Origin of the sequence: Vibrio sp. Vb339, from assembly GCF_902751245.1 — a bacterium.
GTDB classification, from domain to species: Bacteria; Pseudomonadota; Gammaproteobacteria; order Enterobacterales; family Vibrionaceae; genus Vibrio; species Vibrio coralliirubri.
Window position 1 is genome coordinate 224,990 of record NZ_CADDIS010000006.1, and the last position, 20,323, is coordinate 245,312.

General features: G+C 44.3%; 29 protein-coding genes and 1 rRNA gene. 26 read left to right on the forward strand and 4 right to left on the reverse strand.

Annotation, left to right across the window (positions count from 1 at the left end; translation table 11 throughout):
• Nucleotides 1–47 precede the first annotated feature (47 nt).
• The 18 genes from HRQ85_RS21705 (at nt 48) to HRQ85_RS21780 (ending at nt 9,402) form a co-directional block, all read left to right on the forward strand.
• The gene (locus HRQ85_RS21705; protein ID WP_016787890.1) at nt 48–302 is read left to right on the forward strand and encodes a pyocin activator PrtN family protein; all 255 of its coding nucleotides are present in this window, start codon (nt 48–50) and stop codon (nt 300–302) included.
• Between the two features lie 9 nt (nt 303–311).
• Nucleotides 312–542, forward strand: coding sequence for a hypothetical protein (locus HRQ85_RS21710; RefSeq protein WP_108087076.1), 231 nt, complete (start codon nt 312–314; stop codon nt 540–542).
• A 9-nt stretch (nt 543–551) separates the two neighbouring features.
• On the forward strand, nt 552–746 hold the full coding sequence (locus HRQ85_RS26275; RefSeq protein WP_082241958.1) for a hypothetical protein: 195 nt from the start codon (nt 552–554) through the stop codon (nt 744–746).
• Complete coding sequence (locus tag HRQ85_RS21715; protein ID WP_123539518.1) at nt 746–2,575, forward strand: replication endonuclease; 1,830 nt, start codon at nt 746–748, stop codon at nt 2,573–2,575. Before HRQ85_RS26275 ends, HRQ85_RS21715 begins: the two co-directional genes overlap by 1 nt.
• A 64-nt stretch (nt 2,576–2,639) precedes the next feature.
• Entirely contained in the window at nt 2,640–2,957 is a 318-nt protein-coding gene (locus HRQ85_RS21720) for a hypothetical protein (RefSeq protein WP_172380583.1), read from the forward strand.
• Entirely contained in the window at nt 2,950–3,489 is a 540-nt protein-coding gene (locus tag HRQ85_RS21725) for a hypothetical protein (RefSeq protein ID WP_172380584.1), read from the forward strand. The genes HRQ85_RS21720 and HRQ85_RS21725 overlap by 8 nt, the downstream gene beginning before the upstream one ends.
• A complete protein-coding gene (locus HRQ85_RS21730; RefSeq protein WP_172380585.1) occupies nt 3,476–3,943 on the forward strand; it encodes a hypothetical protein in 468 nt (155 codons plus the stop codon). The genes HRQ85_RS21725 and HRQ85_RS21730 overlap by 14 nt, the downstream gene beginning before the upstream one ends.
• A complete protein-coding gene (locus tag HRQ85_RS21735) occupies nt 3,852–4,667 on the forward strand; it encodes a hypothetical protein (RefSeq protein WP_050621037.1) in 816 nt (271 codons plus the stop codon). The genes HRQ85_RS21730 and HRQ85_RS21735 overlap by 92 nt, the downstream gene beginning before the upstream one ends.
• Before the next feature lie 131 nt (nt 4,668–4,798).
• Entirely contained in the window at nt 4,799–4,927 is a 129-nt protein-coding gene (locus HRQ85_RS26415) for a hypothetical protein (protein ID WP_004735828.1), read from the forward strand.
• Between the two features lie 12 nt (nt 4,928–4,939).
• Entirely contained in the window at nt 4,940–5,755 is an 816-nt protein-coding gene (locus tag HRQ85_RS21740; protein WP_050621038.1) for a major capsid protein P2, read from the forward strand.
• A 9-nt stretch (nt 5,756–5,764) separates the two neighbouring features.
• Nucleotides 5,765–6,037 (forward strand): hypothetical protein, encoded by a 273-nt coding sequence (locus tag HRQ85_RS21745; RefSeq protein WP_004735826.1) that lies wholly within the window; start codon nt 5,765–5,767, stop codon nt 6,035–6,037.
• Nucleotides 6,038–6,039: 2 nt separating this feature from the next.
• A complete protein-coding gene (locus HRQ85_RS21750) occupies nt 6,040–6,186 on the forward strand; it encodes a hypothetical protein (RefSeq protein ID WP_164091129.1) in 147 nt (48 codons plus the stop codon).
• Entirely contained in the window at nt 6,186–6,392 is a 207-nt protein-coding gene (locus HRQ85_RS21755) for a hypothetical protein (RefSeq protein ID WP_059021657.1), read from the forward strand. The genes HRQ85_RS21750 and HRQ85_RS21755 overlap by 1 nt, the downstream gene beginning before the upstream one ends.
• Nucleotides 6,373–7,296 (forward strand): hypothetical protein, encoded by a 924-nt coding sequence (locus tag HRQ85_RS21760; RefSeq protein ID WP_172380586.1) that lies wholly within the window; start codon nt 6,373–6,375, stop codon nt 7,294–7,296. The genes HRQ85_RS21755 and HRQ85_RS21760 overlap by 20 nt, the downstream gene beginning before the upstream one ends.
• Nucleotides 7,293–7,943, forward strand: coding sequence for a hypothetical protein (locus HRQ85_RS21765; protein ID WP_059021653.1), 651 nt, complete (start codon nt 7,293–7,295; stop codon nt 7,941–7,943). Before HRQ85_RS21760 ends, HRQ85_RS21765 begins: the two co-directional genes overlap by 4 nt.
• The gene (locus HRQ85_RS21770) at nt 7,943–8,626 is read left to right on the forward strand and encodes a hypothetical protein (RefSeq protein ID WP_172380587.1); all 684 of its coding nucleotides are present in this window, start codon (nt 7,943–7,945) and stop codon (nt 8,624–8,626) included. The genes HRQ85_RS21765 and HRQ85_RS21770 overlap by 1 nt, the downstream gene beginning before the upstream one ends.
• A 73-nt stretch (nt 8,627–8,699) precedes the next feature.
• Nucleotides 8,700–9,128: a M15 family metallopeptidase gene (locus tag HRQ85_RS21775; RefSeq protein WP_050621050.1), complete on the forward strand. Its 429-nt coding sequence runs from the start codon at nt 8,700–8,702 to the stop codon at nt 9,126–9,128.
• Between the two features lie 55 nt (nt 9,129–9,183).
• Nucleotides 9,184–9,402, forward strand: coding sequence for a hypothetical protein (locus HRQ85_RS21780; RefSeq protein ID WP_123539524.1), 219 nt, complete (start codon nt 9,184–9,186; stop codon nt 9,400–9,402).
• A 207-nt stretch (nt 9,403–9,609) separates the two neighbouring features.
• Here HRQ85_RS21780 and HRQ85_RS21785 read toward each other — a convergent pair whose 3' ends face one another.
• The 4 genes from HRQ85_RS21785 to HRQ85_RS21800 form a co-directional block, all read right to left on the reverse strand.
• Complete coding sequence (locus HRQ85_RS21785) at nt 9,610–9,987, reverse strand: hypothetical protein (protein ID WP_172380588.1); 378 nt, start codon at nt 9,985–9,987, stop codon at nt 9,610–9,612.
• Nucleotides 9,980–10,231 (reverse strand): hypothetical protein, encoded by a 252-nt coding sequence (locus HRQ85_RS21790; protein WP_172380589.1) that lies wholly within the window; start codon nt 10,229–10,231, stop codon nt 9,980–9,982. The genes HRQ85_RS21785 and HRQ85_RS21790 overlap by 8 nt, the downstream gene beginning before the upstream one ends.
• A gap of 3 nt (nt 10,232–10,234) precedes the next feature.
• Entirely contained in the window at nt 10,235–11,107 is an 873-nt protein-coding gene (locus HRQ85_RS21795) for a hypothetical protein (RefSeq protein ID WP_172380590.1), read from the reverse strand.
• 111 nt (nt 11,108–11,218) lie between these two features.
• Nucleotides 11,219–12,286: a site-specific integrase gene (locus HRQ85_RS21800; RefSeq protein ID WP_172380591.1), complete on the reverse strand. Its 1,068-nt coding sequence runs from the start codon at nt 12,284–12,286 to the stop codon at nt 11,219–11,221.
• 104 nt (nt 12,287–12,390) lie between these two features.
• On the opposite strand from HRQ85_RS21800, the gene dusA reads away from it, so the two are divergent.
• From dusA to HRQ85_RS21840, 8 genes are all read left to right on the forward strand, one after another.
• Nucleotides 12,391–13,395: a tRNA dihydrouridine(20/20a) synthase DusA gene (gene dusA / locus HRQ85_RS21805; RefSeq protein ID WP_019822275.1), complete on the forward strand. Its 1,005-nt coding sequence runs from the start codon at nt 12,391–12,393 to the stop codon at nt 13,393–13,395.
• 206 nt (nt 13,396–13,601) lie between these two features.
• Nucleotides 13,602–13,823 (forward strand): envelope stress response protein PspG, encoded by a 222-nt coding sequence (pspG, locus tag HRQ85_RS21810; RefSeq protein ID WP_017059950.1) that lies wholly within the window; start codon nt 13,602–13,604, stop codon nt 13,821–13,823.
• A 135-nt stretch (nt 13,824–13,958) separates the two neighbouring features.
• Nucleotides 13,959–14,630, forward strand: a complete 672-nt coding sequence (locus tag HRQ85_RS21815; RefSeq protein WP_050651410.1) for a TIGR04219 family outer membrane beta-barrel protein — start codon at nt 13,959–13,961, stop codon at nt 14,628–14,630.
• A 191-nt stretch (nt 14,631–14,821) separates the two neighbouring features.
• Entirely contained in the window at nt 14,822–15,052 is a 231-nt protein-coding gene (locus HRQ85_RS21820) for a hypothetical protein (protein WP_004735813.1), read from the forward strand.
• A gap of 123 nt (nt 15,053–15,175) precedes the next feature.
• Nucleotides 15,176–17,041: an assimilatory sulfite reductase (NADPH) flavoprotein subunit gene (locus HRQ85_RS21825; RefSeq protein WP_172380592.1), complete on the forward strand. Its 1,866-nt coding sequence runs from the start codon at nt 15,176–15,178 to the stop codon at nt 17,039–17,041.
• The gene (cysI, locus tag HRQ85_RS21830; RefSeq protein ID WP_172380593.1) at nt 17,041–18,768 is read left to right on the forward strand and encodes an assimilatory sulfite reductase (NADPH) hemoprotein subunit; all 1,728 of its coding nucleotides are present in this window, start codon (nt 17,041–17,043) and stop codon (nt 18,766–18,768) included. Before HRQ85_RS21825 ends, cysI begins: the two co-directional genes overlap by 1 nt.
• Entirely contained in the window at nt 18,761–19,537 is a 777-nt protein-coding gene (locus tag HRQ85_RS21835; RefSeq protein ID WP_050634941.1) for a phosphoadenylyl-sulfate reductase, read from the forward strand. The genes cysI and HRQ85_RS21835 overlap by 8 nt, the downstream gene beginning before the upstream one ends.
• 663 nt (nt 19,538–20,200) lie before the next feature.
• A 16S ribosomal RNA gene (locus HRQ85_RS21840) occupies nt 20,201–20,323 on the forward strand; the annotation flags it as partial.

Genomic DNA, 20,323 nt, shown 5'->3' on the forward strand with positions numbered 1-20,323 from the left:
TATTTAAGTTTCCTCGAATGACTTCAAGTGTACTACACGGAGGAACTATGAACACAAAATTTGCACTACTAGCTAGGTTTGAAAATCCAACCGTAGAACTGAAACAAGTTAGCCAAGAGTTCTTTGGTATTACCTCGAGAACAGCTGAACAAAGAGCGAAAGCTTGCGACTTTCCCGTCCCTACCTTTAAGTTGCGCGATTCAGAGCGTAGCCCGACCTTAATCAAAATTGATGATTTAGCTGCCTATATCGACAAGCGATATGAGCAAGCTAAAACCGAATGGCAATCAGTGAATCTTTAAGGGGGGCTTATGAAAAATACCAACCAACTCAAACGAGACTTCAAACGTTTACGGTTAGTTATCAGAGGGAAAGCGTCGGCTTATACAGCTTTTAGTCTTGGCCAGAAATATCCCTATTACTCGACCGTTTATTTTGCTGCGTACGAGGCCGAGTTAAAGAGTGACAAGTTTCCACTGCGATTAAGGCTAGAGCATTTCCGTGAAACGGGACTAGTCGTTGCTGTTCGAAACTTTGCTTAGGGGTTCGTTATGACCGTTTCTGACCCGATCCACCTACCTTGTCCCGATATGCTCGGCATGGTTGACCCAAAACCGGAACTACGAGAGCGCTCTATTCATTTGATAGAGCAGCTACGTGAAAAACACGGCCTGTCGAAGCGTTCAAAGCGTAAAGCTAGACCGATGAATTACGTTTGCACAAATCATTCGTGTACGGGGTTGTAATGAACGAACAAGCGATGATAGCCGCACTTGCTAACATGGAAGCTAAAAGTGACGCAGGGGAGCTCACTCGTTACTCTGCGTTCACTAAACGCTTCTTTCCTCGCTTGCCTAAAATCGTGCGTAACGATGTGAAGCGCAAAATAGCCAAGCGTAAACAACGCCAAAACCCTACCAAAGAAAATCTGATACTAGCGGCAGAAGATGCCGTTAAGTTTGGGCTGAAAAGAGCGCACTTCATTGAAGACAAATTCCCGTTTGTTGATAGTCGCGCCAAGAGCCGAACTCAACCTTTAAGCCACGATATTTTGATGCGTGATGATGCCGTCAGCGAACTAGCAAAAGAGTTTGCTGATAAGTGCGCGTTACTGCTTACCGAAGAAAGCCAACCCGAAGTATTCAAAAGCTTTTTAGATGCGATAGAGCATGTTTACCAATTGCAGAAAGCTGAACTAAAAATGATTCATGTTAATGCGCCACAAGTGAACCTTAAAAAGCGCGATAAGAAACCGGAAGAGCTAGAGCAAGACCTACAGGTCGCGGTACTCAAGATGCAATCTGAATCTTGGATTGAGGGACGTTTGTTACACCTCCGAGCGCAATACATTGAGTATTCACAAATCACGCTTGAGCGTGTGGGGCAAGGTAAACACCAGTCCCCTGTAATCAGTGCGTTGTCATTCGCTAACTGGAAACAGAAACAACGTGACGCTAAAGCATTCCTTGAAACCATGGCGGTGATGAATAACGAGACGGGCGACTCGTTCAACCTTGAAGATGTGATCAAGCGAACCACTGCAAACCCAGAAAACCGTCGTATTGAAATGATGGTGCGCTCTCGTGGTTTCGAAGAGTTGGCTCAAGACTTGGGCTATACCGCGCTTTTTATTACTTGGACGCTGCCGAGCAAATACCACCGAGTCTCCAAAAATTGGAAAGGGGCGAGTATCAAAGATGGTCACCAAGTTCTTATGCAGCAGTGGGCTTTAGGTCGTGCGTTGATAGCTAAGGAAGATATTCATTACTTTGGTTTTCGAGTGGCTGAGCCACACAAAGACGCGACCAGTCATGCTCACTACTTTCTGTTTTGTTCGCCTGACGACAAAGACTTCATTATCGAAACCTTAAAGTCGTGCGCTATCTATGAGGATAGGTTCGAACTAGGTTCTGATATTTCGCCTCGTTTTGATGTGAAAGAGGCTGATCCGAAAAAGGGCGGGGCGACTGCCTACATTGCCAAATATGTATCGAAGAACATCAACGGCAAGCACATGCCAGAAAACGAGGGTGAAGAATCAGCCTATCGTGCTCGTGCTTGGGCTTCCACTCATCGAATCCGCCAGTTTCAGCAATTTGGTGGTAAGCCTGTTTCACTTTGGCGAAATCTACGTAGGGCAAAACCGGAACAGACCATGATAGACCCAAAGCTCGAAGAGCTGCGCCAAGCGGCAGATTCTTCGAAGTGGTCGCTGTTCTGCCAATTGGCTGATAGTGCAAAAGTGGCCTACCAATCAAAACAAAACCAATACGGTGAAACAACCAAAAAGGTGATCGGCTTTTCTTGGCTCGGTCGTCTTATCGAAACGTCTAGCGAGTGCTATTCGCTCGTTAAGAAAAAAGACGTGAAGCGTCTTCAAGAGGCGCGGAGCGTCTCACCTTGGAGCACTGAAAATAACTGTAACTCTCCCTTAGTTGAACATCTTCAACGCGTGACCGGATGGAGCGTGGAGGGAGTCCAATGCTTAATCTCACCGCTAATGCGGGGGGCTAAAGTTCAAATTGATAAATACACGAATATCAGCTTTAGAAACAATCGTCTGATTGTGTATTAAACCATTGCCAACGATGTGAATCAGGGGCTAAACACTAAACAACGTCGTGAGACAGAGGATTGAAATGAAAATACTATCGCTTGAAGAGTGCCAGCGAGATTTAGCTGCTTTGGACGCGGCTGACAAACTAACCAGCAACATGAAAGTGGAAATTGACCGCTTTAAAGAAATGGATACTAGCAAGCTCATGAAAAAAGCCATGGGAATGTTGATGGGGGGTAACTTATCACTGGAGGCGCTAGGGCTTCCCGTAAATTTATTTGAGCAATTAGAGCAACTCGAAAAGCTTAATGGGGTGGCGCGCAATAAATACCGCGCTGTCGTCGTGGCCAACCAAGAGCAACTTGGTGATGTGGAAAGCATCGAGGTGAACCATGGCTAAATATGAAAACCCTGTTCGTGGGTATATCGCCTGTCCTGTTTGCCAGTCTACCGCCACCACTCACCAAGTGGGTGAGGGTCAATTGATCGCCTCTGGTGAGCCACCAAAAAACAGCCGTAACATTGGACTGATGTATTACCGTTGCCCTGAGTGCGGTAACAGTTCGAATAGCAAAAAGGTTACGGAGTTCATCAAAGCGAATTCCGTTGCTGAGTTAACCGAACTTAAACCGAACCCAACCGAGAAAGGTTCGGTTATTGAGTCGGATTTGATAACCGAGCCTAACCCTATCGATGCAATTGAGTTAACCGAATCGGTGCAAGTGGATGAAGCCAGTAAAGACGCGGTTTCCAACCGAGAGATAACCGAAACGGTCGATGATGAAAAAACAGAAAAGACCCCAAGTAAATTCCCCTTTAAACGAGTAATCACGGGGTTAGTGTCGGTTATCTTTATCATTTGGGCTGTGTCTCAACTGCTACCGAAAGCCTCAGCCGAACAACCGCAAGGGGGTGAGCATGGAGCAAGTTAACGAAACCTTACCAGGTGAACAAGTTGAACTGGATGATTGGGGGGATTTTGGCTCCGTTATTCATCAGCTTGAAGAACAAGAGAAAACCGAGACCGATTTAGTTGGCTTAACCGAACCAACCGAAACGGTAACCGAAGATAAAACGGAAGCGATGGCGGGCTTACTGAATATTTTGTTTGCCTTAACCGAGCAAGCGACCTCCATCATTTCGGGGGTTGAATTTGAGTTTGACGGTAAAGGTAAGCAAGCGGTGATGGATGCGGCTGAGCCTGTCTTTGCAAAACACGGTAGTACGCTTATGGGCGTGTTTGGGGATTACATCGAAGAGGCGACCTTATTACTTGCGGTTCTTGGTTTGATTTATGCCTCTAAAAAGCAATTGGTCATGCTGCAACAATCAAAGGAGGTGGACGGTGAAAAAGCCGAAGCCCCTAGCGCTACCGAACCCCGTTAATTCGAACCCGTCACATGATGCTGAGCACACCATTTATGTGGCAGGAACCGGAGGGGGTAAAACCTCAGCCGTTAAGCATTTAGGGCTAGTCCCTAAAACGGCTCAAGCGGTCTTTTTTGACCCCTACACCAACTACGCAGGGAGTAAGTTCCAAGGTCAAATGTGTCACGGTACTTCTTCACGCTTAACCTTTGTCAAAACGCTCATTATGGCGCGTCGTCGCGGTGGCTCGTTTAAGCTGGCCTACATTCCTGCAAACGGGGCAACGGGCGACGAATTAGAGTTCTTTGCGTCGGTGGTGTGGTCGGTGGGTAACGGTCGGGCTAGTCAGCTTTACACCGTTATCGAAGAATTGGCGTCATGTGTTGAAACCTCCGGCAAGCTGCGAGGTCGTGCGGGTGAGCTTTTGCGTGGTGGTCGTCAATATGGCCTCGTTGTTCATACGGTGTTTCAACGTGGTCAAGAGGTGCCTAAAACCGTGACTGAACAATCAAGCGTTTGGTGGGTGGGCGCGGTTAACTCAATGAGTGATGCTCACTGGATAGCGGATAAACGCGGGTTGGATGTGAATATCGTGGCGGGTCTAAAGTCTGCCAAGGTCAATAAAGAACGCATTGGTAAACCGATAGCTGAATACTTATTGATTGGTGATGGTATCGGCAACATCGAGCACAAAGCGTTTAACTGTCAGTCGGGTTCTAAGCTCAATTTAAACTACCGTTAATCGACCTTTTTAACCTATAGGTTACCCGTTCAACCTATAGGTTACTTTCCCTTCCTTTTTTTACCTCACTCCTATTTGATAAACGTTCAATTTGATTATTCACAATCCAACGTCGAGAGACAGGGGAACTCATGAAAGCTCAACATAAAAACATGTTGATTGCTGTAGTACTTACCTTACTGGTGATTGCCATCATCAATAACGTATCAACGCTAGAAGCAGTCAAAGAACTCATTAACGGCAAGCGTGGCTGGTTTTAAGGAGATATAAACATGTCAGTAAAACCAATCAAACTTAATTCCATGGTCGGTGCTGCTTGGGGGCAAAAAGGTACGTTACCTATCCCTGTTGGTCCTACTTATCAAGAGTTGGTATTAGAGACCAATGCCGAAGCAGCCGATATTGAGCGTTTGTCTATCACGCTTAATGCAGAAGAAATCTATGTCTTAACGGGCAGTGAGATTTTGATGCTTGAGCGTTACAAACAACGTGCACATACAACAGGCCACTACGTGATCCCATTTAGTGATATTTCCGCACGTACTAAAAATGGTGTTCGTTACACGGGACTGGTGACGGAAGCGGGTGACAATATTCACTTAGATATCCAGTTCAAAGCGAAAGCCAGTGGCGACCCGCTATCGATTCAAGTCCATGCGTGGGTGACGAATGCACAACCTGCACGAATCATTGTGCCAATGGTTAAGCGTGAAACCATGCCAGCAAACGCGGCAGGGGTGAACGAATTCACAAGCCTAGTATCAAGCCCGTTGATTAGTTTACGTCGTGCGCACTTCATGCACACGGGTATCACTAAACTCGAAGTTGAGCGCGACTTTGTCAAAGAGTACGAAGCCAACAAGTTTATCAATGAAGCGAACGCCAAGCGTAACGAACGTACACCTCAAGCGGGTTACTTTCACTTCGACCCTATTGTGCGTGGTTTCTCTATTGATGAGCTATTTCCAACACAGCACAGCTCTAACTTGAAGTTCTCAGTAACAACGAGTGACGTAGCAGGCTCAATCCCTATTTTGGTTGAATCGGTGAAAGTGGTTCGCCCTGAAATGCTCGCGGGTCGAAGCTAAGGAGCCGATATGAGCTTTTTTGATGACCTCTTAGAGTTTGGGGGCGGTGCGCTCGATAGCGTGGGTGAAAATGCCGATTGGCTGTTTGGTGATGATGACAATTCATCTAACCCAAACACTACCCAGCAACCTAACGCACCCGTCGTTGATAATAACGGCAACGCGGTTACAACCCCTCAAGGCTCACTTGTAGCGAAAGATAACACCCTGCTTTATATCGGTGGTGGTATTGCTGCGCTGTTAGTGCTGGTTCTGCTTGTTGTCATGCTGAAAGGTAAATAGTTATGCCATTACTTTTCATTGGTTTAGGTGGTCTTGGTCTTGGGTCTGCGCTTGGGTTTGGTGTGAGTCAGGGTATCAATAAGGCTCTGACTGCTACTGCGGTGATCGCCCTGTTATACCTTGCCTACAAATCGGGAGTGTTTCGCTAATGCTAGGTTCATTAACGTCTTTAACGGGTGGCGGTGGCTTGACTGGTGGGTCTTCGGGTCCTGCAAAATCAGGTAACACGTCTAACACCACAAATAACAGTGGCTTTACTGCTGGCGGAATGAATTTTGGCAGCAACAACGGCATACCGTGGTGGGGAATTGCGCTTGTTGCTCTGATTGCGCTGTATGTTCTCACTCGAAAGTAACTTAACTCCTGAAACTTGGGGTAATGCCAAGCCGAGGCTATGTAAAGCCCTTGGTGATTACCTCAAACAAGCAGAAATTGAAGTTCAAGAGGGGCGAGAATCCCTTTATCGAGTGGAAGATACCTACATGTTACTGCGCGGTGAGCAATCACAATCAGGCTCTAAGGAGTTGGTGGTGGTTGCGTTAGCGGGTGATATGGCAGCGGGTACGCTCAGTGCAATTAATCACGGTAAAGCGAACGGCTTTGACTCCATTCGCGCCCACTTTAGCAAACGCGGAGCCCATCGCTATATTCAGCGTAAATTACGATTGCCTGTTCGAGAGGTTGAAACTCACAAGAATGAGCATGTATTACAGATAAGGTTTGATGATATGGGCGGGAAAAGTAGCTCAAGAAGTGACGCTAAAACCGTCACCACAACCACAAACAAAAGCAATAGCCAAGGTATCGGTGGCGATAACAATGGCTTTGCGCTGTCAGGGATAGAAAACTCTGACATTAATTTAAGCATGACTGACCATGGCGCAATGGCGGTTGCAGGTCGAACGGCAGAAGAAGCGTTTAAATTCGGAACTGACGCATTAGATTTTTCAGCAGACACCGTTGATGCATCTTTGGGCTTTGGTGAGAAAGCGTTAGACGGAGCGTTCAGTTTTGGTGAGAGCGCATTGGATGCAAATGCAAATCTTAGCGAGCACGCGATAGATTCCATTAAATCCATGGCTGGCCAACAAACGGAAACGACCAAAGCAGCACTTGCCATAGCAGGGGCAGCAAAAGCGCGAGAGCAAACGGGTGAGAACGAAAGCAATAACGAGCTACTGAAAAATGTGTCTCTTATTGTCGGGATTCTCGTCTCGTTATTAACGATGGCTTATATGTTCGCGGGGCGTAAGCAATGAAGCAACTGCATACTTTAAATACTGGCGAAGCCATCAAATTTAACGCAGGTCAGTCTGGTAAGTACCTCATCATGCGTGAGGCGAGTAATACCGTCATGCTGCGCGGTGATGCTCTGAGACCTGTAGAGATTGAACGCGGTGACACGGTTGATATCACTCGTTTTGACGAGCTTGAACTTTTTAATCACAAAGCGGATGCCGTGACGATTGAATATCAAATCGCAGATGTTCCTATCATCACCAAAGCGCAAAAAATTGATATCAGTAATTCGGTAGCGATTAGCGAGATTTTAACGCCAATTACCGTCGATAAAGTTCTATCCCCCATAAAGGTGGGCGAAGTCCAAACCGAGGTAAAAACACGCATTCAAAATGACGTCCTCAAGGTGGAAAAGCTTGCTGATTTATACACCTTGCAAAAGGTCGGCAGTGGGTTGTTGGATTTAACAAGCGATGAGCAAATTATTGATGGGAAAGCTGGACGTAAAGGGCTCTTTATTCAGGCTTCTACCAACAATGCCAGTCCCGTGTTGGTGCAAGGTTTAATTGATCTTACCGCTGGCGGTCATACATTAATTCAAACGGATGCCATTGTGACACTGCAAGGTGCTATAGGCGATAGCGTCAAAGTAGGGGAGTTTATCTAATGTTTCAACTTTCAAATCCGCCCCAAGCCTCTTCGAGTTCGGGTTCAGTTGGGGAAGTCGGGGCTAATGTTTTGGCCAGTATTCCTGTAGGCGCTCAAGATGGCGGGAGTGCGTCCGGTTTCGTGACCATCTTAAATAACCTTTATGACAATCCTAAGCGTGGTCATAACGCGGCTCTGTATCATCGAAATGAAAGCATTAATGGTGAGTGGGGTCGAAGAATGCAATTAAAGTCAGCAGTCGATTTGATAACGAAAGCGGAGCCTTATGATTCTGTATCGTTAATGATGTCGGTCACGCTCAAAGGGAAGATAAATCTTGATGCGTCAACGGCTGCGAAGGTGAGCGCGTTAGATACTCCTATTTCTTGCGTAATCGGAATTAAGACTCAAGCCGCCCCATCATATAGAGGCGCGTATTGCAGTGTGCCAGCTGCGTACTCTTCGAGTGATTCGTCATTGGTATTCGATGGCTCGTCTGATGTTGTTCTTAATGTTCAAGCGGGCGATGTAGCCAGTATTGCAGAATCAGAACTTCAAATTTCTTTCGATGTGGAAGATATGACTAATGATGTGATGGTTTACTTGGAAGAGGCACCTGCAACGTTAGAAAACTTGTTTGGGCTTATTCATATCAAAAAGGCGTGGATTGCTGAGGAAGTCGTTTATCCGGTGCCTGATTAACAAGGGTTTGGTGGTAATGAATATTAAGTATTTGCTAGTACTGCTTTTCCTGATCCTGTTTGGGGGGTACCTAATGAAAAAAGACAAGATAATCAAAATAGTGAGTGGCTTTGCTTTATCAGCTAGAAGTGAAATGCGCATGGTGGGTGTGCGCGGTGATTTAAAGCGAGTCGTTCGCCGAGCTATTGAACTAACCCCGTTTGATTTTGGCATTACGTCAGGTAAGCGCACTGCAGAGGAACAGAACGCTCTATTCAAACAAGGAGCAAGCCAGTTAGACGGATACAGCAAAAAAAGCCGTCACCAATCAGGCTGCGCGGTTGATTTTGTGGTGTACGACGAAAACGGCAAAGTGACGTGGGGCTTTAGTTATTACGAACAAGTGAGTTGGGCATTCAAACAGGCAGCGGATGAGTTAGGTATTCCGATTGTATGGGGCGGTGATTGGGTCAGCTTTAAAGATGGTCCTCATATCGAACTCGATAGAGCTCATTACTCATAGTAGGCAAAGTACTCGACGCCTACACCATCAAGCATTTAAGGAAGAGCAAATTACTATGAAAAGCTTATTAGGAAAAATCGGAATCGACCTTGACCAACCATCCACTAAAAAGGGTTTAGCGTTACTTGGCGCGGGAGCTGCTTTGGTAGCTGGTCACCCTGAACTTATCACCGCGAGCGTATCGGCAGACGGTGTTCAATTCGGTGGCATTATTGGCGCAAGTGCTCCAATAGTATTTGGCCTATGGGAAACCCTACGCAATGAGTTCAAGTAAATGGCCGAGTATCAAACAATAATTGTTGCCGTTGTGAGTGCTCTATCTAGCGGGGTTGGTGTAGGCATTACACTCAAAACTGATGTTAAGTGGTTGCGCTTAATGATGGAAAAGATGGATGAACGTTTGACTCGATTGGAAAATAAAAGCCCTCTATAAGAGAGGGCTTTCATTTAATATAAGTCTATTTTGACCCTAACTAGAAGTTTAGCTGGTCTGACTCTCATTGAATAACGAAGTAACTTTGCTTCTTGCTAACTCAGTGTCATTTAGTTGTTTTTCTAGTTTGTCGATAGATTCTTGGCTTCGATTGCCCTTAACTGCTTTATCTATTCGCTTCTCTAAAAATTTAATCTGGCGATCCAGTTGACTTGTGACTTTAAGCTCTTCTAACGAAGCGACATTGAAGTATGTAGAACAGTAGTCAAATACATAAAAGAGGACACCAACAGCAATAGGAATCCCCATAATGATAGCTTCTGAATCTTTAGTTAACTCAAAGCTATTAGCAACTACAATTGCTAAAGACGATACTCCACCAACTGATAAGCCGGGAGAAACGGAGCGTTTTGATTTCTTAGTCATTGCTAGTCACTCGCTTGGCTTTTAGAAGATTCTGGGCTAGTTCACTAGCGTTAGCTATTTTTATTGTTTTGGTTTCTATAGAACCATCGTCTTCCTCTACTTCCAAAGTAATGGTTGTTACAGGATGTAGATGGTAAGCAAGAGCACGGCCGAATAGCTTGAAGGTACTAAAAACCCATGGCAGTGCCGCAACAATGCTTATAGTTGTTATTAGTTGAACAATTGTATCGTGCTCTAGATTCATAAATTACCCCAGTTGACGAATAACTTCTTCAATAGTGTAGCGTGTTGAGACTGTATTATCTGACTTAGTGGTCACGATTTCTTTCAGCTTAACAAGACATGGTTTTGTCTTTGAAAATGCTTCATAACCTTGGTTGATGCGGTTGCGAAACGCTTCGTCATTCATTCTGACTGTTTCGATTTCACCGTCAGGCATTTTGCATTTCCAGCCTGAAGCGGCGTCGAAGTTTACCTGAGAAAAATGTATTGTCACTTGTTTTGTATCTTCATTCACTTCGGTAAGTGTTTTTTGCGGCAGAGATGCGTAAGCTTTAACATCATCACTTTCTATAACCTTTAACTCTTCATCATTTTCTGTTTTTAGAATGAGTTTAGCGTTTTCTTTACCTGCAAGTGGAGCTTTAACTACACGGTCTAGTTCTTTACGAACGTGGTGGTTTGTAACAATTGCAGCTACTTTTTCATCGCACTCAATTGATTGCCCAGATTCCGTTTGCAACTCTACAGTGCCATTACTCTTCTTTACGCGAGCAACGATTTTTTGGTCGTCTAATTGTTCCATTACTCCAAAAACGGTTCCTGTAGCAGCGGTGCCTACAGCTGCTGTGATACCTAGTACTTGAAGTACGTCTGCACCACCTGCATTTAACCAAGTTACAAACTCGATAACGAAAGAGCCTTCTTCATGGGCCTTTACATCAACACGAATGTTAGAGCTTTCCCCGTTAAGGATTTTTTCTGAGTTACGAATTGCTCTAGACATACTTAGGATTGAGCTTCCTAGCATTTCTGCGTCGATAGTATGGTCTTCAGTCTCCTTCATGTCATAAGACATTTTGAAAATTTGTTTGGAGCTTGAAGCTTTATCAGTTTGCATCTGACGTTTTCCTTAGATATGAAATTTTGGCCATTATGAAACTAGTTATACATTTCTGCTATAAAAATTAAGGTTAATTGTTGTTTTGATCAATTTTTAAGGTGGCGTTATTTAATTTTTCTCGTGTAAGTGGTGAGGAAATAGCTGGGTGTAAACTTGCCACAAGATGTTCAGGTTGCGATGACCTGTCACTTGAGCCACCTCTTCAATCGAATAGCCTTTTTCAAATAACCGACTTGCCCCCTCTCTTCGCAAGTCGTGATATCTCAAGTCTTCTATACCCAGCTCATTTCTAACTCTTTGAAAGCCAGCGCTAACACTTCGTGAGTTGTACGGGAAAATAAGCTCGCTTTTGTTCGGTTGTTTTAGTGCGATCTCAAATGATTCACCAAGTAAGGGAACAATCATGTGATTACCTTCTTTCTTCCTTGGGTCTTTTCTATCTCTAACCAGTATCGTTTTATGTTCTGGGTTCAGGTCTTCCCAACGCAGCTTGCAGACCTCACCAATTCGCATACAAGTGAGAATGCTGAACTCAAGAATATCGGTGAATGGGATTCGCGTTGTACCATTTGGCCGGAAAGACTCGCGTTGTTCTAATCCAAGCTTTAATAGTTTCAGTTCTTCAGAAGTTGGGCGACGTGTTCGCTTCTGACTCTTACCAACTAACCCCATATCAATCAGAACTGGGACGGCTTCATCAAATATTTGGTGATTGGTGTCGATGTTGAAGACAGGCTTAGACTTTTTCATTACAGAACGTAGGTAAGCAATATCATGATAAATCGTTGCGGGTTTGGCTCCTGCGCCTCTTCTGTTTTTACAGTGCTCGATTAAGTCGCTAGTTCGTAGCTGATTACTTTCAACTTGGGCGATGTCGCAATCCCTAAGCATCTTAATCACATAGCGTTTGGTGCGGCCTGTATTGTCCCAAAGATCTCTTTCGGCCATGAATAAATCGAGGAGTACCGAAAGGGGGACTGTTTTTGGCTGACTGAGTACCCCTTGAGCTTCTAGTTCAGCTACCCTTTTTTTACCGAAAGCTTTAGCGAGTGCTTTCTTTTTTAGAGTTTTGCTTTCCCTGTGTATAATGCGCGAATTCTTTTTAACGATGATTGTTACCTTGAACCTTGGTTCACCGCTTTTTAGCTTTCTGGTCTCGATGGTATAACTTGCCATTGTCCAACTCCTAAAGGGGTACTTGAGGGGTACTACAGGAAGTAATTCCGTTTAATTCTAGGTAATTCACTGTATGTTTGTACAGTATTAATTGAGACTGAATCATGACAAACACTAATAAAACCAGTAAATACGCTAGTAACCGACTTTCTGTTGCACCCATGCTCGATTGGACTGACCGCCACTGTCGTTACTTTCACCGTTTGCTTTCTCAGCAGACTCTTCTGTACACGGAAATGGTAACAACGGGCGCGATCTTACATGGTAAGGGCGACTTTCTAGAATATAACGAGCAAGAACATCCTCTTGCTCTTCAACTCGGCGGTTCTAATCCGGTTGATCTGGCTGCTTGTGCCAAACTGGCTGGTGAGCGCGGTTATGATGAAGTGAACCTTAACGTAGGTTGCCCTTCAGACCGAGTTCAAAACGGTCGCTTTGGTGCGTGTTTAATGGCTGAGCCAGAGCTTGTGGCAGATTGTGTGTCAGCGATGAAAGAAGTCACTGATATTCCAATTACCGTGAAAACGCGTATCGGTATCGATGACCAAGACTCTTATGAGTTTTTAACTAAGTTTGTTTCGACGGTTTCTGAAAAAGGCGGTTGTGAGCAATTTACTATCCATGCGCGTAAAGCATGGCTGAGTGGCCTTAGCCCGAAAGAGAACCGTGAGATCCCACCTCTAGATTACGATCGTGCATACCAAATCAAGAAAGACTTCTCTGATCTTGTGATTGCCGTGAATGGTGGCATTACTACTCTTGAGCAAACTAAAGAGCACTTACAACACCTTGATGGCGTGATGATTGGTCGTGAGGCTTACCATAGCCCATTTATCTTGGCTGAAGTCGATCAGCAGATCTTTGGTTTAGACACGCCAATCAAGAAGCGCTCACAAGTGGTTGAAGAAATGTACCCGTACATCGAACGTGAACTTTCAAATGGCGCAAGCTTAGGACATATCTCTCGTCATATGCTTGGTTTGTTCCAAAGCATGCCTGGTGCAAGACAATGGCGTCGCTACATCAGTGAAAACGCACATAAGAAAGGTGCAGGTATCGAAGTGATGCAAACAGCATTGGCTAAGATCCCTAAAGAGCTAAATGTTTAACCTCCCTCTAAGTTAAAAACTTAAGGTTAAATTCGCCATTAGAGGCTAAATTTACCACTACAAGTTTCCGAAAAGCCACGCATGAAGATGTGTGGCTTTTTATTTATCTGATAAATAAGGATTTTCTTGGGTTGGCATACTTGGTATGGAAGCTGCAATGTTAGAAAGTAGGAAAGATAGGTCATTAACTCATTAGGGAGACCATTATGTTTGAATTAATCTTTGTTCTTATTTTCGTTGCAACTCTGCTTGTCACAGGTATCACGTTTATGACGGTATTGGCCGCAACCGGAGTAGCGTTATTAGTCATGTTGGTCTTAGGTATGATGGGCGTTGTGTTTAAGTTACTGCCTTGGTTGATCGTGATTGCAATCGGTGTGTGGTTTTTCAAAAACTTTGTACACAGTTCTAACCAGAGACGTTACTAAGGTCATAGTGCCGTCAAATCTTTACTCGTCAGCGGTTTATCGTTTTAGAATTTAAGATGTGTGGTAGAATTTTCCCCAATAATCTATGAATGTGCATACAATTAGCACTACGATATGGAATTGGAGCTATCTCAAATGAATAAAATGCCATTAATTGCTTTAGTGGGAATGCTATCTTTAAGTTCAGCTGTGTCTGCTGCTGAGGAGTTTTCTTACACGGCTAAAGTCGGTGCCGATATGTGGTGGGGAAGTACAAAGCTAAACGAAGTTAGACAAGATGACGACTCTAACTCACCTTCGTTGTATTTCGCATTTGAGCATAATGCCCCAATGCTCCCAAATGCTAGCTTCCGTTATACCTCTATTGATGCGGACTCGTTGGCTTTTGATAAGTACGACTACACGTTTTACTACACACTGTTAGAGCACAAGTTGATGAACTTCGATGCTGGTGTGACGTTTACTCAATACTCAAACTCTAATTACATTGAACCAAAAGCGACGGGTGCAAAAACATCGACGTTTGATGAGTTCACGTGGAGCTTCTACGGTAACGCAGAGATCAATGTGCCGGACACCAACTTCGATATCATTGGTACCATGGAGTTCGGTGATAGCAGTGGTATTAAGAGCACTGACTTGATGGCAGGTGTTCAGTACCGAATCCCTGTATCAGAATCTGAAATTGCTCTGCGTGGTGGATACCGTGTTATCGATCTAGACTCGGATGAATTCTTTAGTTCTGATCTAGGCAAGAGCTTTGTCATGGTCGATGGTTGGTTTGCTGGTGCTGAAGTGCGCTTCTAGGCTATTCAAGCTCATTTAGAGCAAATTTTAAGAACGCCACTTTATTAAGTGGCGTTTTTTTATATCTATTGATTATATCTTTCTGGAATTAGTTAGCACATTCATCACTTTCGACCATCCTTAATACAGAGAGCCAATTTGCGTCTATTCTTATAAGGTCTATGTAGTGAGGTCAAAGCAAGGGATGGAATATGACACTCAATGAATTACGAAATTTATATAGAGAAAACCTGTTAGTTGAAGCCATCATAGAGCCCTCAATTCAAGAAGGGTCTTGGGTTGTGGAGTTTCGTCATATGGGCGGTGGCTTTGTTCTGCTTACGGATGTTCATGGTGAAGAGTGTCATTACGCGGATTTAGACTTAGCATCTAAGTCGGCAATGGCGGTTGGCTTTCAGCAAGTACGCATTGAAAACCAGTAAGACAATTTACGTTTCAATCGGTTTTTACTTCCAAAAAGTTATAAAACATACTTTTCTATTCTTTCTTGTTATTAAAAGGAGTGGTTAATCTATCGTCACGCAATGATTAGGGATGTCGTGACCATGTCTTTAAATAAGAAAGAGTCTTCACAAAACAATAATGCACAGTCTGGGGCTAATGAGTTACCTGGGCTAGCAGCACCACTTAATGACCAACAATTGGGTCATCTTCAGCAAACTGTTTCTGAACTGTCTTCACAGCAACTGGCATGGGTCAGTGGTTACCTTTGGGGAGTGAGCCAAGCTCAGCCTGTCGGTGCTGCCGCGCCAATCGCTCAAGCGGCCGCTGCAGTAGCGGCTAAGCCAGCGGGTAAGCTCAGCATTATCTTCGCTTCTCAAACCGGTAATGCTAAAGGCGTCGCTGAATCGCTAGAGGCAGAAGCAAAAGCCTTAGGTATCGCCGTCGAGCTTTTCGATGCGAGTGATTATAAAGGTAAGAACCTAGCCAAAGAGACACACGTCATTTTCGTCGCTTCAACCAATGGTGAGGGCGAAGCCCCTGATAACGCGATTGAGTTGCATGAATTCCTTCAATCGAAGAAAGCGCCAAAATTATCAAACCTACAATACGGTGTGATTGGTTTAGGTGACTCAAGCTATGAGTTCTTCTGCCAAACGGCTAAAGACTTCGATAACTTCCTCGCTAAGCTTGGTGCGAAATCGTTTGTCGATCGCCTTGATTGTGATGTTGATTACGAAGAGTCAGCAACGGAATGGCGCGCTAAAGCTTTATCACAAGTTCAAGAAACGCTATCAACAGGTGCCGAGGCTGACATTGTTCAGTTACCAGTAGGCCAAGCGGCTGCCGGTCATTCGCAATACACCAAACAAAATCCATATACAGCGACATTATTAACCAGTCAAAAGATCACCGGTCGTGACTCGGGTAAAGATGTTCGTCATATCGAGATCGATCTTGATGAATCTGGCATTACCTATCAACCTGGTGATGCGCTAGGTGTATGGTATGAAAACAGTTCAGAACTCGCGAACCAGATCCTTTCTAAGGTTGGGTTGTCGGGGATAGAAAGTGTCGATGTCGATGGTGATAATCTATCTATTCATAGTGCGCTAGTGAGTAAATTTGAGATTACCACTTCAAACCCTCAACTTGTGACTAAGTTTGCTGAGTTATCGGGCAGCAAGAAGTTAATCAAACTGGTGGAAGATAAAGACAAGCTTCGAGAATATGCGGGTAATACACAAATCGTCGATGTACTCGCTGAAAAGAAAACCAAGCTATCGGCTGATGAGTTAATTGGCCTGCTACGTAAGCTGACTCCGCGCCTTTACTCTATTGCATCAAGCCAAGCCGAAGTAGATGAAGAAGTTCACTTAACGGTTGGTCTGGTTGAATACCAAAAAGGTGAAGAGTCTCGCTTAGGTGGAGCATCAAGCTTCTTGGCTCAGCGTCTTGAAGAAGGTGGCGAAGTTAAGGTGTTTGTAGAGAACAACAATAACTTCAAGCTACCACAAGACGACAGTACACCAATCATCATGGTCGGCCCGGGTACAGGTATCGCACCTTTCCGCAGTTTTGTTCAAGAGCGTGAAAACAATGATGCTCAAGGTAAAAGCTGGTTGTTCTTTGGTGACCGTACCTTTACTCAAGATTTCTTATACCAAGTTGAATGGCAAAAGTACCTCAAGTCTGGCGCGCTAACTAAGCTCGATGTTGCCTTTAGCCGTGACCAAAAAGAAAAGGTTTATGTTCAGGATCGTTTGCTCGAACAAGCAGAGCAGGTTTGGCAATGGCTGCAAGAGGGCGCGTACCTCTATGTATGTGGCGATGCAACTCGAATGGCGAAAGATGTTCATGAGGCGTTAGTTACGATAGCGGAAAAACATGGCAACCAAAGCCGTGAGCAAGCTGAACAATATATTAATGATTTACGTAAAGCAAAACGTTACCAAAGGGATGTGTACTAATGAGCAAGCAAGTAATAGAGCAAGAAGTGCTAGGTCAAGTACTTGGACCTTTGGCTGACAATGAGCGTCTTAAGCGTGAAAGTAATAACCTACGCGGTACGATTGAACAAGATCTCCAAGATCGCATAACTGGTGGCTTTACTGCTGATAACTTTCAGTTGATTCGTTTCCACGGTATGTATCAACAAGACGACCGTGATATTCGCAACGAACGTACCAAGCAAAAGCTCGAACCTTTACATAACGTCATGCTGCGTGCGCGTATGCCGGGTGGCATCATTACCCCTAAGCAGTGGTTGGCGATTGATAAGTTCGCAGACGAAAGCACCTCTTACGGTTCAATTCGTCTAACAACACGTCAAACGTTTCAGTTCCACGGTGTGTTGAAGCCGAACATTAAGTTGATGCACCAAACGCTAAATAATATTGGCATTGATTCCATTGCGACAGCGGGTGATGTAAACCGAAATGTTCTGTGTACGACAAACCCAGTTGAATCTGAACTTCATCAAGAAGCTTACGAGTGGGCGAAAAAGATCAGTGAACATCTATTGCCGAAGACTCGTGCTTATGCAGAAATCTGGTTAGATGGTGAAAAGCTAGCAACAACGGATGAAGAACCTATCCTTGGTAGCAACTACCTACCGCGTAAGTTCAAGACGACGGTTGTCATTCCTCCGCAAAATGATGTGGACGTTCATGCTAACGATCTTAACTTTGTTGCTATTGCTGAAGACGGAAAGCTGGTGGGCTTTAACGTGTTAGTTGGTGGCGGTTTAGCGATGACACACGGTGATACCTCTACTTATGCACGTAAAGCTGACGACTTTGGTTTTGTGCCATTAGATAAAACGTTAGATGTAGCAGCTGCGGTGGTAACGACTCAGCGTGACTGGGGTAACCGTTCAAATCGTAAGAATGCAAAAACCAAATACACACTAGACCGTGTTGGTATTGATGTATTCAAAGCAGAAGTAGAAAAACGTGCAGGCGTTGAGTTTTCTGAAAGTCGTCCTTATAAGTTTACTGGCCGTGGCGATCGTATCGGTTGGGCGGAAGGCATTGATGGTAAGCACCACTTAGCGTTATTCATCGAAAATGGTCGTTTGCTTGATTTCCCAGGGAAAGCGCTGAAAACAGGTGTTGCTGAAATAGCTAAGATCCACAAAGGTGACTTTCGCATGACAGCGAACCAAAACCTAATTGTTGCAGGTGTACCTAAGAGCCAAAAGGCAAAAATTGAAAAGCTGGCACGTCAATACGGTCTGATGGATGATGCCGTTTCCGAGCAGCGTAAAAACTCAATGGCTTGTGTGGCATTCCCAACATGTCCTTTAGCAATGGCAGAAGCAGAGCGATTTCTTCCTGAGTTTGTAACGGATGTTGAAGACATTCTGAAGAAACACGGATTACCAGAAGAAGATAACATCATCCTTCGCATCACGGGTTGTCCAAACGGTTGTGGTCGTGCAATGTTGGCTGAACTGGGTTTAGTCGGCAAGGCGCCGGGGCGTTACAACATGCACTTAGGTGGCAACAAAGCCGGAACTCGTATCCCGAAGATGTATAAAGAGAACATCACTTCAGCTCAGATCTTAGAAGAGATTGATTCGCTGGTGGCACGTTGGGCTACGGAACGTAACGACAATGAAGGGTTCGGTGATTTTACAATCCGAGCTGGCATCATCGAAGAGGTGATCATTTCCAAGAGGGATCTGCATGCATAATTCTGTCGCTTCAAAATTGAAGTTAGCAGAGCTACTCGCATTGACTAAGACGGAACAAATACTTCGTCTTGGGCAAATTAATGCTGAGTTAGAACAGCTAACAGCATTAGAAAGAGTTAAATGGGCATTAGAAAACTTGGAAGGATCACATGTTGTGTCTTCAAGTTTCGGCATTCAAGCCGCGTTAATGCTGCACTTAGTGACTCAAGCAAAACCAGACATTCCGGTTATTCTGACGGACACGGGGTATCTATTTCCGGAGACCTATCGCTTTATCGATGAGTTAAGTAAGAAGTTGACTCTAAACCTTCAAGTCTTTCGCGCCCAACAGAGCCCTAATTGGCAAGAAGCGCAATATGGAAAACTTTGGGATCAAGGTATAGAAGGGATAGAGAAGTACAACAAGCTTAATAAAGTTGAACCGATGAGAAGAGCGCTAGATGAGCTCGAGGCTGGGACATGGTTTTCCGGTTTAAGAAGAGAACAATCTCAATCGCGTGCAAATTTGCCAATCTTATCTATCCAAAATGGTGTGTTTAAATTTTTGCCGGTAATCGATTGGACGAATAAAGATGTTCACTATTACCTAGAAGAGCATGGCCTCGGTTATCACCCGCTTCGAGAGCAGGGTTACCTTTCTGTTGGAGATACACATACAACTAAGAAGTGGGAACCGGGTATGACTGAAGAGGAAACTCGTTTTAATGGGCTCAAACGAGAATGTGGTCTCCATGAAGATGATGGAGAGCAATATGGTTCTGGGATTTAGACTCATTGCTATTTAAAAAGCTGCCATTAGGTAGCTTTTTAGTTTCTAGGGGATAAAATTAGAGCGATTGTGGATAAGTCTGTGGTTATTGTGTAGTTACTTTGTAGTTAAAGTTGCATAAATAAGGCTTTGAGTGTTTATTCGTCATGTAATCGTTATTTTTGCATTTTTCTTTAATAAACACTTGCCAATGTGAGGAACATCTCTATAATGCCGCCTCACTGACACGGCAGACGCCACAAGGCTTCAGCGCAGAATGTTAGTTAGGCAACTAGCTTTAAGCGATAATTCGCTCCTACTTTTAGAAAGTAGAAATTAATTTTCAAAAGTGTTTGACACTGAGAATTAAATCGCTAGAATAGCCGCCTCTTCCGAAGTGATGTAAGTCACAACGAAGAGAAGCTCTTTAACAATTTAAACCTATCAATCTGTGTGGGCACTCGTTGATGAATATCAAAACGTTATTACTTAGGTAATAGCAGTTACTTCGGTAACAAAATTGATTTCAATGAACTGAGTGACCAATACGTTTAACTACTTGTAGTTATTCGGCACAGTCAATTCATTATCATTCTGTTGGAATGGTAATAGCTTTAGAATTACATGTTCATGTTTACATGAATATTAGTTTTGAAGTCAGTATTCGTTGAGTCACAAAATCTTAAATTGAAGAGTTTGATCATGGCTCAGATTGAACGCTGGCGGCAGGCCTAACACATGCAAGTCGAGCGGAAACGACACTAACAATCCTTCGGGTGCGTTAATGGGCGTCGAGCGGCGGACGGG

Excerpts from the sequence above, each read along its gene's own strand:
- HRQ85_RS21705 (WP_016787890.1), top strand. The coding sequence starts at position 48 with ATGAACACAAAATTTGCACTACTAGCTAGGTTTGAAAATCCAACCGTA.
- HRQ85_RS21710 (WP_108087076.1), top strand. The coding sequence starts at position 312 with ATGAAAAATACCAACCAACTCAAACGAGACTTCAAACGTTTACGGTTA.
- HRQ85_RS26275 (WP_082241958.1), top strand. The coding sequence starts at position 552 with ATGACCGTTTCTGACCCGATCCACCTACCTTGTCCCGATATGCTCGGC.
- HRQ85_RS21715 (WP_123539518.1), top strand. The coding sequence starts at position 746 with ATGAACGAACAAGCGATGATAGCCGCACTTGCTAACATGGAAGCTAAA.
- HRQ85_RS21720 (WP_172380583.1), top strand. The coding sequence starts at position 2,640 with ATGAAAATACTATCGCTTGAAGAGTGCCAGCGAGATTTAGCTGCTTTG.
- HRQ85_RS21725 (WP_172380584.1), top strand. The coding sequence starts at position 2,950 with ATGGCTAAATATGAAAACCCTGTTCGTGGGTATATCGCCTGTCCTGTT.
- HRQ85_RS21730 (WP_172380585.1), top strand. The coding sequence starts at position 3,476 with ATGGAGCAAGTTAACGAAACCTTACCAGGTGAACAAGTTGAACTGGAT.
- HRQ85_RS21735 (WP_050621037.1), top strand. The coding sequence starts at position 3,852 with ATGCCTCTAAAAAGCAATTGGTCATGCTGCAACAATCAAAGGAGGTGG.
- HRQ85_RS26415 (WP_004735828.1), top strand. The coding sequence starts at position 4,799 with ATGAAAGCTCAACATAAAAACATGTTGATTGCTGTAGTACTTACCTTA.
- HRQ85_RS21740 (WP_050621038.1), top strand. The coding sequence starts at position 4,940 with ATGTCAGTAAAACCAATCAAACTTAATTCCATGGTCGGTGCTGCTTGG.
- HRQ85_RS21745 (WP_004735826.1), top strand. The coding sequence starts at position 5,765 with ATGAGCTTTTTTGATGACCTCTTAGAGTTTGGGGGCGGTGCGCTCGAT.
- HRQ85_RS21750 (WP_164091129.1), top strand. The coding sequence starts at position 6,040 with ATGCCATTACTTTTCATTGGTTTAGGTGGTCTTGGTCTTGGGTCTGCG.
- HRQ85_RS21755 (WP_059021657.1), top strand. The coding sequence starts at position 6,186 with ATGCTAGGTTCATTAACGTCTTTAACGGGTGGCGGTGGCTTGACTGGT.
- HRQ85_RS21760 (WP_172380586.1), top strand. The coding sequence starts at position 6,373 with ATGTTCTCACTCGAAAGTAACTTAACTCCTGAAACTTGGGGTAATGCC.
- HRQ85_RS21765 (WP_059021653.1), top strand. The coding sequence starts at position 7,293 with ATGAAGCAACTGCATACTTTAAATACTGGCGAAGCCATCAAATTTAAC.
- HRQ85_RS21770 (WP_172380587.1), top strand. The coding sequence starts at position 7,943 with ATGTTTCAACTTTCAAATCCGCCCCAAGCCTCTTCGAGTTCGGGTTCA.
- HRQ85_RS21775 (WP_050621050.1), top strand. The coding sequence starts at position 8,700 with ATGAAAAAAGACAAGATAATCAAAATAGTGAGTGGCTTTGCTTTATCA.
- HRQ85_RS21780 (WP_123539524.1), top strand. The coding sequence starts at position 9,184 with ATGAAAAGCTTATTAGGAAAAATCGGAATCGACCTTGACCAACCATCC.
- HRQ85_RS21785 (WP_172380588.1), bottom strand. The coding sequence starts at position 9,987 with ATGACTAAGAAATCAAAACGCTCCGTTTCTCCCGGCTTATCAGTTGGT.
- HRQ85_RS21790 (WP_172380589.1), bottom strand. The coding sequence starts at position 10,231 with ATGAATCTAGAGCACGATACAATTGTTCAACTAATAACAACTATAAGC.
- HRQ85_RS21795 (WP_172380590.1), bottom strand. The coding sequence starts at position 11,107 with ATGCAAACTGATAAAGCTTCAAGCTCCAAACAAATTTTCAAAATGTCT.
- HRQ85_RS21800 (WP_172380591.1), bottom strand. The coding sequence starts at position 12,286 with ATGGCAAGTTATACCATCGAGACCAGAAAGCTAAAAAGCGGTGAACCA.
- dusA (WP_019822275.1), top strand. The coding sequence starts at position 12,391 with ATGACAAACACTAATAAAACCAGTAAATACGCTAGTAACCGACTTTCT.
- pspG (WP_017059950.1), top strand. The coding sequence starts at position 13,602 with ATGTTTGAATTAATCTTTGTTCTTATTTTCGTTGCAACTCTGCTTGTC.
- HRQ85_RS21815 (WP_050651410.1), top strand. The coding sequence starts at position 13,959 with ATGAATAAAATGCCATTAATTGCTTTAGTGGGAATGCTATCTTTAAGT.
- HRQ85_RS21820 (WP_004735813.1), top strand. The coding sequence starts at position 14,822 with ATGACACTCAATGAATTACGAAATTTATATAGAGAAAACCTGTTAGTT.
- HRQ85_RS21825 (WP_172380592.1), top strand. The coding sequence starts at position 15,176 with ATGTCTTTAAATAAGAAAGAGTCTTCACAAAACAATAATGCACAGTCT.
- cysI (WP_172380593.1), top strand. The coding sequence starts at position 17,041 with ATGAGCAAGCAAGTAATAGAGCAAGAAGTGCTAGGTCAAGTACTTGGA.
- HRQ85_RS21835 (WP_050634941.1), top strand. The coding sequence starts at position 18,761 with ATGCATAATTCTGTCGCTTCAAAATTGAAGTTAGCAGAGCTACTCGCA.